This is a genomic window from Halodesulfovibrio sp. MK-HDV, assembly GCF_009914765.1.
Taxonomy (GTDB): Bacteria; Desulfobacterota; Desulfovibrionia; order Desulfovibrionales; family Desulfovibrionaceae; genus Halodesulfovibrio.
The window spans coordinates 72,656-86,753 of record NZ_WYDS01000012.1; the positions used below are offsets into that span (position 1 = coordinate 72,656).

At 43.4% G+C, this 14,098-nt stretch carries 18 protein-coding genes; 6 read left to right on the forward strand and 12 right to left on the reverse strand.

What is annotated here, in order from left to right; genetic code table 11:
• Positions 1-85 precede the first annotated feature (85 nt).
• Positions 86-1,591 (reverse strand): hypothetical protein, encoded by a 1,506-nt coding sequence (locus tag MKHDV_RS10795; RefSeq protein WP_160715174.1) that lies wholly within the window; start codon positions 1,589-1,591, stop codon positions 86-88.
• Positions 1,592-1,626: 35 nt separating this feature from the next.
• Positions 1,627-2,280, reverse strand: coding sequence for a histidinol phosphate phosphatase domain-containing protein (locus tag MKHDV_RS10800; protein WP_160715176.1), 654 nt, complete (start codon positions 2,278-2,280; stop codon positions 1,627-1,629).
• A gap of 283 nt (positions 2,281-2,563) precedes the next feature.
• Here MKHDV_RS10800 and rbr point away from each other — a divergent pair, with 283 nt between their 5' ends.
• Positions 2,564-3,148 carry a rubrerythrin gene (rbr, locus tag MKHDV_RS10805; protein ID WP_160715178.1) on the forward strand — a complete coding sequence of 195 codons (585 nt, stop codon included), beginning with the start codon at positions 2,564-2,566 and terminating at the stop codon, positions 3,146-3,148.
• Positions 3,149-3,247: 99 nt separating this feature from the next.
• Here the strand turns inward: rbr and MKHDV_RS10810 are convergent, their stop codons facing one another.
• From MKHDV_RS10810 to MKHDV_RS10835, 6 genes are all read right to left on the reverse strand, one after another.
• On the reverse strand, positions 3,248-4,102 hold the full coding sequence (locus MKHDV_RS10810) for a hypothetical protein (protein WP_160715180.1): 855 nt from the start codon (positions 4,100-4,102) through the stop codon (positions 3,248-3,250).
• A gap of 119 nt (positions 4,103-4,221) precedes the next feature.
• Entirely contained in the window at positions 4,222-4,554 is a 333-nt protein-coding gene (locus tag MKHDV_RS10815) for an SMR family transporter (RefSeq protein WP_160715182.1), read from the reverse strand.
• Positions 4,547-4,885: a multidrug efflux SMR transporter gene (locus tag MKHDV_RS10820; RefSeq protein WP_160715184.1), complete on the reverse strand. Its 339-nt coding sequence runs from the start codon at positions 4,883-4,885 to the stop codon at positions 4,547-4,549. Before MKHDV_RS10820 ends, MKHDV_RS10815 begins: the two co-directional genes overlap by 8 nt.
• A 218-nt stretch (positions 4,886-5,103) precedes the next feature.
• On the reverse strand, positions 5,104-5,688 hold the full coding sequence (locus MKHDV_RS10825) for a bifunctional nuclease family protein (protein ID WP_160715186.1): 585 nt from the start codon (positions 5,686-5,688) through the stop codon (positions 5,104-5,106).
• Positions 5,682-7,037 (reverse strand): tRNA (N6-isopentenyl adenosine(37)-C2)-methylthiotransferase MiaB, encoded by a 1,356-nt coding sequence (gene miaB, locus MKHDV_RS10830; protein WP_160715188.1) that lies wholly within the window; start codon positions 7,035-7,037, stop codon positions 5,682-5,684. Before miaB ends, MKHDV_RS10825 begins: the two co-directional genes overlap by 7 nt.
• Positions 7,038-7,079: 42 nt before the next feature.
• The gene (locus MKHDV_RS10835; RefSeq protein ID WP_160715190.1) at positions 7,080-7,322 is read right to left on the reverse strand and encodes a hypothetical protein; all 243 of its coding nucleotides are present in this window, start codon (positions 7,320-7,322) and stop codon (positions 7,080-7,082) included.
• A 265-nt stretch (positions 7,323-7,587) separates the two neighbouring features.
• Here MKHDV_RS10835 and MKHDV_RS10840 point away from each other — a divergent pair, with 265 nt between their 5' ends.
• Positions 7,588-7,791 (forward strand): heavy-metal-associated domain-containing protein, encoded by a 204-nt coding sequence (locus MKHDV_RS10840; protein ID WP_160715192.1) that lies wholly within the window; start codon positions 7,588-7,590, stop codon positions 7,789-7,791.
• A 391-nt stretch (positions 7,792-8,182) separates the two neighbouring features.
• Here the strand turns inward: MKHDV_RS10840 and MKHDV_RS10845 are convergent, their stop codons facing one another.
• The 3 genes from MKHDV_RS10845 to cutA form a co-directional block, all read right to left on the reverse strand.
• On the reverse strand, positions 8,183-8,662 hold the full coding sequence (locus tag MKHDV_RS10845; protein WP_160715194.1) for a ferritin family protein: 480 nt from the start codon (positions 8,660-8,662) through the stop codon (positions 8,183-8,185).
• 367 nt (positions 8,663-9,029) lie between these two features.
• Positions 9,030-9,956 carry a carbohydrate kinase family protein gene (locus tag MKHDV_RS10850; protein ID WP_160715196.1) on the reverse strand — a complete coding sequence of 309 codons (927 nt, stop codon included), beginning with the start codon at positions 9,954-9,956 and terminating at the stop codon, positions 9,030-9,032.
• Between the two features lie 13 nt (positions 9,957-9,969).
• Positions 9,970-10,281, reverse strand: coding sequence for a divalent-cation tolerance protein CutA (gene cutA, locus MKHDV_RS10855; RefSeq protein WP_160715198.1), 312 nt, complete (start codon positions 10,279-10,281; stop codon positions 9,970-9,972).
• A gap of 262 nt (positions 10,282-10,543) precedes the next feature.
• Between cutA and nth the strand changes: the two genes are divergently transcribed.
• The 4 genes from nth (at position 10,544) to MKHDV_RS10875 (ending at position 13,112) form a co-directional block, all read left to right on the forward strand.
• Positions 10,544-11,182, forward strand: a complete 639-nt coding sequence (gene nth / locus MKHDV_RS10860) for an endonuclease III (RefSeq protein WP_160715200.1) — start codon at positions 10,544-10,546, stop codon at positions 11,180-11,182.
• A 323-nt stretch (positions 11,183-11,505) separates the two neighbouring features.
• Positions 11,506-11,859, forward strand: a complete 354-nt coding sequence (locus tag MKHDV_RS10865) for a hypothetical protein (RefSeq protein ID WP_160715201.1) — start codon at positions 11,506-11,508, stop codon at positions 11,857-11,859.
• Between the two features lie 100 nt (positions 11,860-11,959).
• Positions 11,960-12,484, forward strand: a complete 525-nt coding sequence (locus MKHDV_RS10870) for a hypothetical protein (RefSeq protein ID WP_160715203.1) — start codon at positions 11,960-11,962, stop codon at positions 12,482-12,484.
• Between the two features lie 100 nt (positions 12,485-12,584).
• A complete protein-coding gene (locus MKHDV_RS10875) occupies positions 12,585-13,112 on the forward strand; it encodes a hypothetical protein (protein ID WP_160715205.1) in 528 nt (175 codons plus the stop codon).
• A gap of 157 nt (positions 13,113-13,269) precedes the next feature.
• On the opposite strand, the gene MKHDV_RS10880 is transcribed toward MKHDV_RS10875, so the two are convergent.
• Complete coding sequence (locus MKHDV_RS10880) at positions 13,270-14,046, reverse strand: DUF4344 domain-containing metallopeptidase (protein ID WP_216846905.1); 777 nt, start codon at positions 14,044-14,046, stop codon at positions 13,270-13,272.
• Between the last annotated feature and the right edge of the window lie 52 nt (positions 14,047-14,098).

The window sequence follows — 14,098 nt, forward strand, 5'->3', positions numbered from 1 at the left end:
AAAAAAAGTAATTTAATGACGGGATGTTGGGAATAAAAAAAAGGCTGCACTGTGAGGTGCAGCCTTTGGCGTGAATAAATGAAGATTAACGGGAAGAGATTTTGCGTTCAAACTCAACAAACTTCGCTTCGAGGTTCCATTGCTTGAGTGCTTTAGGGCTTTCGTCCAGCAGCTTTTGGCATAGGCCTGTTTTTTTGTTTGTTAAGGAGTCGCTGCACTCGCTGCCCATGGCGTAGGGGCATACACTTTTCCATAAACTTTTACCCGGAAGCAGACTGTATTCGAGGCTGTTTCGTACCAATATTTTCAGATCAGTATAAGACAGATTGTAGTCATGTGCTGCGCGTACGTATTCGTTAGTGATATCAATGCGAGTTAACCCGCCATTTTCAGTTACAAGAACCACTGGAACATTGTATTTCTGTAAAACAGGAAACGGATTATCCGCAGCTGAAATGGAACGTACAACTTCTTCGCCGGTGAGAGCTATTTCAACTGGAATTTTCTGCTCGGAAAGAGCTTTAAGTAGCTCAAATGGATTGTTTTCGTACATGATAGCAGAGCCATGGCTAATGCGTGTGGCATTTCCCTTGGTCACTGCCATGCGAATCCTATCTTTAAATTTCGAAGGCTGAATCATGCCGAATTCAAGGTAACCGGCAGTGATAATCGTTTTAACGTCAGCGTAAGCTTCCATATTCGTGAGCGTGTTAAGCATCTCTATTTGCAGATTGTAGTCACGCAGGGCAACAGGATGTTCTTCGTCACCGGTAAGGGCTACACCTACAAATCGTGGATCAGCAGTGGCTGTTTTAAATGCGTGGATAAGTTCTGCAAAAACGACAGGCGCAGGCTGTGTGCGGTCAACACTTGCGATCATGCGAACCATGACAGATTGTTCAACGCCATTTTGCAGGTATTTTTTTGTACTTGTCATCAAAGAGTCGATGCGTTCTTTACCTGTCTCTATAGATAACATGGCTGGCAGGGTAGACAGCGTTGGGTACATATCATTCGGTGTACCTTTCCACTCTTTCTGGCCAGCATCTTTTATAAGCTTTTCCGGAGCCCATGGTAGAAGTACTTCAAGATAGTCCAAATGCTGGTATGCTGCACTTTCCACAACTGAACCGAGTAGGAATCCGAACTGATCCGGAGTTATTTCGCTCAGAGAAATTAGTTCTTGTTTTGAATTAAAAGATGATGCCGCAGAAAGTTGTTTAATGGCTTTTTGATAATTTTCTTCAGAATCAAAGAATTTTTTGGCTGGAGATGTGCCTGGAGGGCACGTATTATTCAACGGTGGCACTGCAAAGTAGCTGGGCAGGGTGATGCAGTAGTTTTCTCTTTCTGCCAGCAGCAGATAATCTTCCGGATAGATAGATTCTTTTAATCTGACACGCAGGTCGCCGCCCTTAGGCATGCCGGAAACAAATCCGCGAAGAGTGAGCGGGTGTGTGCGAATGGTTTCGTAAAATGCCTGTGTGCTTTTTTCGTTTGCTGAACTTGATTGTTCTGCAAAAACAGGAGTCGCAGTGAGTGCAAGCAGAAAAGTCAGTGCAGAGGCAATAATGTTTTGAGCAGAATTCATAAAAACTCCTGAAATCAAAAGGTGCTGGCGTGTGATTACAGCATCATCATTTTAGAAACGATCATGCGCGAATTGTTTTCTGTTTGTTGATATAGTTCTTTAGACATTCCTGCGCCAAGAGCAATAGCGCGTCGTCTGTCTTTATTTATAAAGTCGTACCCTCGGTACCCACCGTTGTTAAGAATAAGCGGAGCGCCTGTAAGACCTGCCGCTTTAACAATGTGGCCGTTTGTTAACCCATGTTCTGCACGGGCTGTAATTTCAAGGTACACATTTTTTTCAGCTGCAAGCGTCGCTTCCTGTTCCGTAATGAGTCCGGGGTGAGCAAGGTAGTCTGCGCCACCTTCAATTGCAGCAAGGTTTGTTCCTTCATCCACAATGTCGGCAATGGTTTGCCCGTGCACACAAATAATCTGTGCGCCCATTTTCCTTGCTTCTGCAATGGTATCGGGAATAAGCTGCGGGGGAACATGTGTAAGCTCAACTCCAGCATATAAATCGATGCCGGAATACAAGGAGTAGGTACGGATCATAGGCAGCAGGCTTTCCAGCACTCGCTGCATATTGGTGGCGTCCACATGCTCTGTAAATGCGATAGCCCGATAACCTGCCGCTTTGGCAAAGCGCATTGCTGCGGCCGGAGTCTGGTCGCCTGTGCTGAGAGAAGTGTGAACATGAAGGTCAATCATTACGTAATATCCTGTTGTTTGAATGCGTCTGCATAATGGGTATAGTGTGCAGCAAACGCAACACCTTATTGTATACTGGGTGGCTAGGTACTTTGTCCACAATGAGTGGAGCATAAAATTCGCTTTACCTACTAATAATCTTGAAAAGAAGTGTAGTGTGAATGCGTGTTTTCTCAAGTATTTATAATTTAATTAAAATTTCCTTGCGCATAGATATCATATTGGTATAGAAGAAAAAAAAGAACTTAACAAGAATCATTACTAATTAGTTAGGAGTAAATACATGGGTAAGCTTAAAGGCACCAAAACCGAGAAGAATATCTTAACAGCATTTGCCGGTGAGTCTCAGGCTCGTAACCGTTATGATTTCTTTGCGGGTGTTGCAAATAAAGAAGGGTATGTTCAGATTTCTAAAATCTTTGAAGAAACTGCATTACAGGAAAAAGCTCATGCTAAACGCCTGTTTAAGTTTTTAGAAGGTGGCGAAGCTGAGATTACAGCCTCATTCCCTGCAGGTATTATCGCTGACACTGTTACCAACTTGAAAGAAGCTGCTGCTGGCGAACGTCACGAATACATGGAAATGTATCCTGAATTTGCAGAAATTGCGGCTCAGGAAGGATTTCCTGTAGTTGCTTCAGCAATGCATTCTATTGCAATCGCTGAGAAGCATCACGAACAGCGTTACCTTGCGATGATGAACTCAATTGAGAATGGTGACATTTTCAAAAAAGCAAAGCCGGCAGTTTGGCGCTGCATTAACTGTGGCTACGTTCACGAAGGGTTAACTTCTCCGGAAGTTTGTCCTGCTTGCAACCATCCGCAGAAGTACTTTGAAGTAAGCCTCGAAAAATGGTTCATGCCATAGCGGGTAAGAATTGTACGACAGTGTGCACATGTAATTGGCGTGCATTCTGAAAATTAAATAATAAAAAAGGTGAGGGGCATATGCCACTCACCTTTTTTATTATTTATTTTTAGAGCCGCCAGCTGCGATAAAGTCGGTAACTGACTTACGCAGTGCTTCTTTTAAGTCTGGGCGTTGCCGGACTATTAAATATGATTCAATGAAGATTTCTGATTCTTCCAAGCTTGCATCATAACGTGGGCAGAAAAGGCTATGCAGTACCCCATGCTTGGAACGTTTCAAATTCATGAAGCGCCATGGGTAGAAGTTGTCGAAGTCATAAAAATGGAGATTATATGTCTCGCCTTTTGGACGGACAGAAATGTTTTTGTCAGTATCTTCTGTGTAGATGCCAAGATTATGCAGTTCTGCCATTTTTTGCCCAAACAGGATGAAAAAGGCATTACGTTTTTCTTGTGTCAAACCGTGAAGCATATCGCGGAAGTCATAGAAGTAGATATCTGTTTCTTCGAGTTTTCGTGTGAAGAGAACTGTTTCTGTACCCGGATGCAATCTATTGCCTGACAGCAGAGCTAACGGCTCTGTTGTTGGAATGTTGTTTTGCATCAAGTAACACATGGTGCTGAAATTCCGGCGTGCTTCAGAAAAGAAGAAGCTATGCAGCAGGGCATGCTTGTAATCGTTACGGGTGTAGATTTTAGGAAAAATCTCAATGCCGTCGATTATGAATGAAATATCGCTAAGCGCTTCACGCTTTTTATTTTTGGAATGGAATTCTTTAGGCAGTGCGGTTGCACGAACTTCCGCCCATTTAACTTTAAGCTTTTCAATAAATGAATCAGAAATTTGTGGGGCAACACGCCAGACGTTAGTGTTGTCTGCAAGTGTTTTGCCGTTGAAAAGCGCGGCCATATTTTTGAGTGTCGTGATTGCCGGAGAGTCTGGTCTACTCATGTGTGTTCACCTGTTATGTCTGTATTCTGTAACGTTTGTGGGGTCATAGCACAAACAAAAGTGAAAGGGTATAGAAGCCTTTTCTTGATTAAAAACAGACTATTATTACTTAATTTCTTTTAATGTACAGATGGTGTTGTAACATTAATAAGTATAATTCCTAAAATCATGAGCAGGATTGGCGGAATGATACGCGGGCTGAGATGAACATGGAAAGCGATACGATCTACAATAAAACTTCCGATAATACCGCCTACGCCCCAAAGTGCATACGCAACTGACAGGTGGAAATATGACAGAGCTGGTTTAAGCATCAAAAATGCACAGATGACAAGGACAATAGAAAGGATGCCCCAGCGTTTTAAGGAGAACCCTCTAGAACGTTTGATGGCCCAGTTCGCGGCAATATCTAGCCCGACTGACCCGAGAATCCAGAGTAGTGCATTAATCATGAGAGCGCCTCATGACGTGGTGTAACCAGATGAGGCCGAACATGACGCAGGCAATGCCGATGAGCTTAAGTGGTGGCATTGGTTCGTTAAATAAAAAGAAACTTGTCACAGCAACGAGTGCCAGCCCCACGCCTTCCCAGCACGTGTATGCAATGCCTAGGGGAATGCGCAACACAGCCTTTGATAGAAGGTAGTAAGACAACGCAATAAATATGCTGGTGGCAACGACACCGACGCGTCCGGAATGAATATCATCAAAAGCTTTAAGCGATGTTGTTCCGGCAATTTCGCTTACGATTGCTGCTAACAAAAACAGCCAGTAACGAAGCATAATTCCTCCTGACTTTTGTACATGCGCAGGAATGGCAATTCGTTGTGGATGATAGTTCATTGTGAGTTTCCAAATCGATGAAAAATGAGATGCGCGGGTGGCGGAGACGTCAACGAGGCATGAAGTATGGGGTAAGGGAGACTATTATCCTATGATTCGTAAAGGTAAATAAAAATAATACATAAAAAAAGCGCCCTACAGAGTAGAGCGCTTTCATTTTACATTTTATATTTGGTGCCTGGCTGCATTTTTTTTAGCAGGTCGGCAAGAGATTCATCATCTCTTTTGGGGTCAGATGCTTGTGCTAAGCGTTTTGAATCTTCCTGTGTCTGCTGGCTGTTTTGTGCAGAACGCATCATCTGAGCTGCGCCATCAGTTGCAGGATCGTTCGGTTGCGGAGTTCGACCGGTTTCGTCGCTCGTTGCTTCCAATACGTTTCTGGATACAAGAATTGGTATTCCAGCGCGCAGAGCAAGTGCAACGGCATCGGATGGTCTACAGTCAATTCTGCTGCGTTTACCACCCATGTCGACATCTAATTCCGCAAAGTATGTTCCGTTTTCAACGCGAACAATGTCCACTCCCAGTAACTGGGCACCTAACTCTTCTATGCTTTTGAGCATAAGGTCATGCGTCAGAGGGCGTGGAACTTCCACCTGGTTAAGGAAGATGGAAATAGCCATTGCCTCCATTGCACCGATCCAGATGTTCAGCATTTTATCGCCTGCCAGATCTTTCAGCATGAGTATGGGGGCTCGGGTCTTTTTATCAAGGGAAAGTCCGGCGACTTCCATTCTTACCATGTGTCTCCTGCCTTTTCAGCAATGAGAGAGTGTCTGGTGGCTTGTGTGACAGTCACAGGAAGAATTTTCCCTGTAACATCTTCACCTTCTGGTAGTGTAACGATCACCAACTGACCATATACATCCCGACCTTGCCAAGACACGCCCTCGGTTCCGGGACGTCTGCTGACTCCTTCGAAAAGAATGTCCAGTTTTTTACCTACCATAGATTGCAGGATACGTTCAGTATTATCAGTCTGCCAAGCTTGATAGCGTGACAAACGATCCTGCATAACTTTCTTTTCAACTTTTATAGGAAGCTTTTCAGCTCTCGTACCCGGACGGTCGGAGTAGTTGAAAGAGAAACTCTGTGCGTAGTCTGCAAATTTAGCAATACGCATAGTTTCAAGGAAATCTTCTTCAGTTTCACCCGGGAAGCCGATGATCATATCTGTCGTTAACTGAATGTCAGGACGAACTGCTTTCAATTTTTCGACAATGGAGAGGTACTTTTCGATATCGTACTTACGACCCATTTTTTTCAAAATGGCATCAGAGCCGGATTGTAACGGCAGGTGGAGACGTGGACAAAGGACATCCAGTTTACCGAAAGCTTCGATGACTTCATCCGCAATGTCTTTAGGGTGTGATGTTACGAAGCGTAGACGTTTAAGGCCATCCAGTTCAGCAATTTTGTATAGTAACTGAGTGAATGATGTTCCGTCGCCGTGGCTGTCCTGTCCGAATGAGTTTACGTTCTGCCCGAGCAGAGTAATCTCGCGGGTACCGCGGGAAAGCAAATCTTTACATTCATCAAGAATAGCCTGAGTCGGGCGAGATTTCTGGCGTCCGCGTGTATACGGAACAATGCAGTATGCGCAGAAGTTATCACACCCTGTCATAATATTAACAAAGCTGGAAACTGGTGCTTCTTCTGAAACATCCCAGTTGCCATCGCGATCCGGATATTCTTCAGAAAAATCGAGAAGGCTCATACGCAAGGAAGGATCATCGACAAGGCGATCCAGTGCCTGTGGTGCAGAAGAGAGTCCGTCTGTACCAAAAACAAGGCGAACCTGCTTAAAGCGCTTAAAGAATCCACGACCTACTTGCTGTGCAACACAGCCGCCCACAGCGACAATGACGTCCTCGCGACCTTTGGTCATAACTTTAATGCGCCCGAGGAGGCTGTATACTTTCTGTTCAGGCTTATCTCGAACAGAGCAGGTATTTACGATGAAAACAGAAGCGTCTTCCGGTTTTTCGCATTCAGTAAAGCCTCTGGATGCAAGAGTACGCTTCAGCCAGTCGGAATCGCTGACATTCATCTGACAGCCAAATGTCATTATATGAAATTTACGTTCAATCATAAAAAAATCTCGTTATCGTCCGTGGGGTAGACGGGAAGTGTATTATTGAGGAGAGGGTGTGTCGTCTTCTTCGCGGAATCGTTCAGGGACAGCTTCGCCAGGTGCACGCATTCCGCCAATGGCGAAAAGTGCCATTGGGACAATCAAACAAAGAATGCCCCAGAAGAAAGGATTGCGACCTTTTTTGTGAGCAAATCCTGCGCCGATAAATCCTGCGATAGACCAGATAAGGAACATGTAGATATATCCGGTGTTGGAAAAATCAAGTGCCAGCATATCGTTCATGACAACTCTCCGTAAAATGTATCGTTGCCGCGTAACTGCGGTGTGTATCAATACGGTATAACAGTAGCGGGTGCAAGTGAAGCAAGTCGTATTTCCTATTGGCATGGTAGGGATTACGCGATATAATGGGGACGTATAATAGTTTGTTTCTATTATGTTATCTTCCGTGGGCTGGCGCTGTTCTTATGATACGTGGAAGATATCTTTACCTACTTATGATTATTTTATTTTGTGTATTCCATTCTACAAGCTGGAGGAGAAAATTATGGCGACCTTGAAAGTATCTGGAATGAAAAGTCCTGATTGCGCTGCTACCATCTCCAATGTTGTAAAAACTGCGGATGGAGTTGAAGTTGTTAACGTAAATTATGCAACTGGCGAAGTTACTTACGGCCCGACTGAGTGTGTTGATCCTGAAATTATCGCTGAAATGATTAAAGACGCTGGCTACGAGCCTGAAGAAAATTAGTTTCTTGTCGTGAATGATGAGGCTTGTCTGAGCGGGATGAACATTTGAAAAACACGCAATCTACCTTGCTGTATCCCTATGGGGCAGGTGGAGGTGCGGTTCGATTTGCTATCTTGCAGATTAGTCGACTTCTTTTGCAGCTGGAAAATAATATAAAAGCTTAGAAGGTTTCCCTTCTAAGCTTTTTTTGTCGAATACACCAAAGAGTGTGCGAATGTATTTGGGTGGATGAAAATCATCACAGTATGTCCCAAAGAGTCTTTTTAGAGCTATCCAGCGTGAGATAGCAAAGAGAACTCATTTTCATTCTCTGTTTCCAATTCTGAAACCATTTTCTGGTTATGTGCAGAGGTGGTTACACGAATTTAAAACGCCACTCTGATGTTATTAATTACATCTGTGAGTACATAGCCTGAAGTCTAATGAGATGGAGTTTTTCTTCCTGAGCACATTCTCGAACTGCTGCTTTTTCAGAGTCCGGCACAAAGGTTTCCATTTCGATGAAAAAGAGAAGTGTGTCTTTTTCGAAACTCATTGCCATTCTGATAGCTTCTTTTTCGTCGTCCATGGCTGACATACGTTTTTCAACGGCTTCGTCGGAGAACAGGGCGTGAGATTCGATCAGTCCTTCGATGTATGAGCTATACTCGTCGGTTGTAGCCCAAGCCGGTAGTTCAATATCGCCGAGGCGATCTACGAGTGCCTGAAAGATACCCTGATGTTTTGTTTCTTCAACGGCAAGGTAATGAAAGAGTTCGCGTGTTTTTTCAGTTTTAGCGGCTTCTTCCAGACGCAGATAAAACTCGCGGCCTTTCTTTTCAATTTCTACTGCAATCGTGGCTATTTCGTTAGCTTTAAAAAATTTTGCCATGATATCTCCTCGTCTTGTTTGTTGCGTGAAATGTACAGTGTGCCGTTTTTTTGCGTCGCACTGTATGTGGTTCTAATGAAATTTGAAGGAATCTACTACAACTGTGCACAGGAAAAGGCCAAGTCGTCAATCTCTACGTATCTTATGCTGATTCTGTACCTTCGCAAAAGTATACGATGGATTTCATGCTATTCAAACTTACACATTGTCTTTGCCACAATTCATAAAAAAGCGGGCTGCGACAACAAAGTCGCAACCCGCTTAAAAAACAAGATAGGAAACAGTAACTGCACACGGTTGTTGTGGTTACTTCACTTTTTTCAGCCTCCGGATGCGTAAAAGCGCCGCAGGCTCTAGTTTAAGCGAACTAGGAGCAGAAGGCTTCAGCGTAACGAGCGTCGAATTCTTCCTGAGTGAAGGAGTGCTCGCGGGTGCCGTAGTGTTCTACGCAATAACTTGCGGCCACCGCGCCAAGTTTTGCAGATTCCTCTACGGATTTACCGTCGATGATACCTTTGATGAGACCGGCACGGAATGCATCGCCACAACCGGTTGGGTCTATAGCTTTGGTCGGCTGTGCGATACCAACTTCTACAGGGCTGCCGTTGTCGATACGGGAACCATTTTCTGCGAGGGTGGTGATTACGTAGTTGCATTTTTCGAGAAGCTGTTCTTTTGACAGGCCGGTAGCATTTTTGATGAGTTCAAGTTCGTAATCATTTGATACGAGCATGTACGCACCTTCGATGCATTCAAGCATTTCTTCGCCAGAGAAAATAGTAATCTGTTGACCTGGATCGAAAATGTAGCGGATGCCGTTTTCGCGGAAATATTTAGGCAGATTCATCATGTCATCTTTGTTGCCCGGTGAAATGATCGCGATGTCATCTTCCTTAGAAATATTTGGGAACTCATAGTTGCATGGATGAATCATAGCGCCCGGATGGAAACCAGTGATCTGGTTGTCACTCTGGTCTGTTGTGATATGAGCACTTGCAGTGAAGAGGTCGTCAACAACACGGATGCCTTCGAGTGGCAGATTCTGTTCTTCCATTACCTTTTTGTAACGGTCAAAATCTTTACCAACGGTGGAGAGAACAGTTGGTTTTTCGCCGAGCAGAGCGAGGGAGTGAGCAATGTTTCCTGCTGTACCGCCAAGTTTTTCTTCCAGACGTTCGATGAAGAAACATACGTTGAGCATGTGAATTTTGTCAGGAAGAATGTGATCAGCAAATTTGCCTTCGAAGTTCATAATGCGGTCATAGGCGATTGAGCCGAATACATAAATGGACATTTAACTAGTGCTCCTAGCGTGTTTCGTGTTCAATCCAAGACAGAAATTCTGGATTTCCGCCTGTGATTGGTAAAGATACTATACAGGGTACATCGTAGCTATGAAGTTTCCGCACAGCTTGTGTGAGTGCGGTAACTTTATCTTCCGATGTTTTTGCAATCAAAACAACTTCATGCGCTGACTGCACTTCGCCTTCCCATTTGTAGATTGATTCTACGTTGGGAAAAATGTTGGTACATGCGGCAAGATTTTGTGAAACAAGCTCTTTACCAATAGATCGTGCTTCTTCTGGAGTTGAAGCCGTCATATACACGATAAAAGACATGGTATCTCCGATTTGTTGAAGTGCATTAACAACTGGAGGACAGTACAAAAAGTTGAGAGCGAGGGCAATTGTTCAACGTGCACTTACATAAAAAAGTGATGGCCACAAAAATATAACTGAGTATTTTTTTTGTGGTATCGCAACTTGCCAAAGTGGCTTTCTACTGCAAAAATACTGAAAATTAGCCTTCAGTTTTTTTATTTATATATTAAACTGTTATGATTGAATTATTAACGCTCATCGAGCTTTGTCTGGAGATATAATGCGTAAGAAAGAACGTGCGTTGGAAATGCTGGCGCGATTACATAAGCGATACCCAACCAAATCAACCCATTTAAATTTTAAAACTGTATGGGAATTGTTCGTGGCCACCGTTCTTTCTGCTCAGTGTACTGACGCGCGCGTGAACATGGTTACTCCAGTGTTATTTGATCGCTGGCCAACCCCTTATGAGTTGGCAGAGGCAGACATAGTAGATGTAGAAGAGGTTGTGCGTTCCACAGGGTTTTATCGGAATAAGGCTAAAAATATTGTGGCTGCAGCACAACGTGTGGTGGATGTTTACGATGGAGAAATCCCCAAGACATCGGAAGAAGTCATAACGCTTGCGGGAGCGGCACGCAAAACTGCAAACGTTGTGCTTTGGAATGGGTATGGCATTAACGAGGGCATTGCTATTGATACTCATGTAAAGCGCATCGTTTTTCGTCTCGGGCTGACAAAAGCAACGAACCCGACCATTGTGGAAAAAGAGCTACTTCCACTTTTTCCAAGAGAAGAATGGGGTTTTGTAAATCATATGCTGGTTTCGTTTGGACGTGATGTGTGTATTGCGCGTAGCCCACAATGTAGTGTCTGTGAGATGGAAGAATTTTGCCCTAAGAAGGGGCTGAAGAAGTAACAAAGGTAGGTGACGTATAGGGATACCTATTTCCTCCTTTGTAAGTGTAGAATTAAGAATCTATCTATTTAGAAATATTGATTTTTTATTAATATTTCATAAGGATCTGGCGATAAGTATTTAGAGTCCACATAGTTTGGGGCTTTAAAGTATAAGCTAGGTTATCAGTATGTCGCTAATAAATTCGTTATTACAAAAACCCGTTGAAGTGACTCAGCTTCAGCAACCCATAAGGGCTGTAAAAAAAAAATACAGCCCCTAGCGTTGTTTCCAATCTGTTTGTTAATCAGCAGACTGACTACTCGCAGTCATTCAAAGCAAAAATGAAAGCGATTGTAGCGATTGAGGTGTTACTTGGAAATAAACGAGCTGCGGAGAGTTCGCTGATAGGCACAGAGGCGCTTACTATTGATACAAATTCTCCAGATGGTAAAGCAAGTGAGGCTGCTGTTAGAAATAGAGTAGCGACTATCTACTCGAATCAGCGGGATAAAAAAATTCGCCAAGATAATGATGAGACTGTTAAAAAAGAAAATAAAGCGGAACAAGTTCAAGAAGCTGTTGAAGTAGTTCTTGCAAATATTTCGAAGGCAGTACCACTTCCTTCGGCCCCTGAAGGTGGCCGCAGTGCTGTAAAAGTGCAGAAGGCTCCGGCTAAGATTTCTATTCGAGTATAGATTGTAGTCATGAAGTAGTCTGCTATCTAAAATAATTACTAACTATTTAAGTATGTAAAGGTTTTAATCTGCGTGATTCTTTTTAATAAAGGTTGTAGTTATGTCGTTAATAAATTCGTTATTAAGTAAGCCTGTGGAAATGACACAGCTTCAAAAAACCGCTCAAGCCATGCAGAAGAAATCTGCGAGCGGTGTTTCGAATTTATTTGTGAATCAGCAGACTGATCATTCTAGGTATATTCGAGCAACAATTGAGTCTTCACGGGCTGTGCATGAGGCATTTGATAATAGAAAAGCAACAGTTATGTCGGTGTTGCAGATGCAAATGGACTATGAAGCGAGCCATCAAGTTGGAGATCTTGATCTTTCATACTCAAGACGCACCCGTGTCGCTAAACGTGCTACCCTTCTTTATGATCTTGAGCAAACAAAGAAAGTACATAGTGACAATGATTCCACTACAGAAAAAGAACGCACTAAAGCTCGAGCAGCAGAGGCTTCTGAAGCTGTTGAAACTGTATTGGCAGATGCTACTCGGTCTGTGCCAGTGCCCTCGGCTCCTGAACGTGGCCGCTGTGCAGTAAAAGTGCAGAAAGCTCCGGCTAAGATATCTATTCGAGTATAGATTGTAGTCATGAAGTAGTCTGCTATCTAAAATAATTACTAACTATTTAAGTATGTAAAGATTTTAGTCTGTGTGATTCTTTTTAATAAAGGTTGTAGTTATGTCGTTAGTAAATTCTTTATTAAGTAAGCCTGTGGATATGACACAGCTTCAAAAAACTGCGCAAGCCATGCAGAAGAAGTCTGCGGGCGGTGTTTCAAACTTATTTGTGAATCAGCAGACTGATCATTCTAAGTATATTCGAGCATCAATTGAATCTTCACGGGCTGTGCATAAGGCTCTTGATAATAAAATGAGTTCAATGACTTCGTTGCTTCAGGCGCAAATGAGTTTTGAAGAGAGTGGTCAGGCTGAAAATAGTGCTTCGTACCATGGGCCGTTGGATCTTTCGTATTCAAGACGTGCGCGTATTGGTGCTAGAGCTGGACAACTTTTGAATCGTGATCAAAGTAAGGAAGTGCGGCGTAGTAACGATGCGGTTACTGACCGTGATCGTGCTGCGGAAAGCTCAGAACGTCCTACAGAGGTTGTACATGGTGTTGCTGCATCGCTAACACGAATTTCTTCAGCTTCTGGAAGCCACAGAGCTTCTGCAAAACCACAAGCAAAAATTTCTATTCGGGTTTAACCTGTGTCGTAGGTTGCCTGAGTGACCAGAATGATAAAGCCGAAATTCATTTAAATGAATTTCGGCTTTTTTTGTCTTTAAATTGAGGGGCTGGGTTTTTTCTAGAGAACCATTAATGATGGAATGTAAGGGGGAGGCGTAACGCAGACAAGCAGGGTTAATCCGGCAATGGAAGACTAAGAATATCTTCCCACTGTTTGTGGTATTTGAGGAAACGAACAGGGCAGAGCGCTTCACTGTTTACAGGGAGATCTGTTAACAGTTCTTTGTAATTTTCGGGATTGCTGCCGTAGATGAGACAGTTAATTTCCTGTACACGGCGGATGTCGTCTTTTGTATTGAGTCTGGATTCAGGCTCGGTCGCCAGTAACTGAAATGCTTTGGCAGCGCTTGCTGCGATTTCTGCCCCATCTTCATACACGCTGATAAGAAGAATTGCAGAAAGGTTGTCTACAGCTTCTTCTTCCATTGTTTCTGTAATCCCTGTTGGCTGGGAATATATTATAGCGTGCCCTAGTTCATGATATATGGCGTGGTGAAGTGTATTTAATGCAGAAGTAGCGGGACTCGTTTGAGCAATATATTTTTTTTCAGCGAACATGGCTTGAGTACTGCTAAAAAAATCGTATGGGATTTGAATTTCTAAATTGCCGTTATGCAGAACTGCAAAGTGCGGTCCGATCTGCGTTCCAAATCGCAATACGACATCTTCTGTTAATAAGTTCCATTCTTCAACTATTTGGGCAACTTCTTCTGCAACTTCTGATTGATGAATAATACGTGCAGCAACCACATCTTCCGGTTCGGGAAGGTCGTATACAATGCGTAATCTACCTTTGGCAGTTGCGGTGGTGGGGGTGAGCATGGCACATGCAACTAGTATAAGAGACATAGCTGCAATAGTGCGAAGCATACAAAAATAATACATACGCATGGACGCACTGTAGCGTGACTTTCTGCAGATATCAATTTCTATTAACTTCATT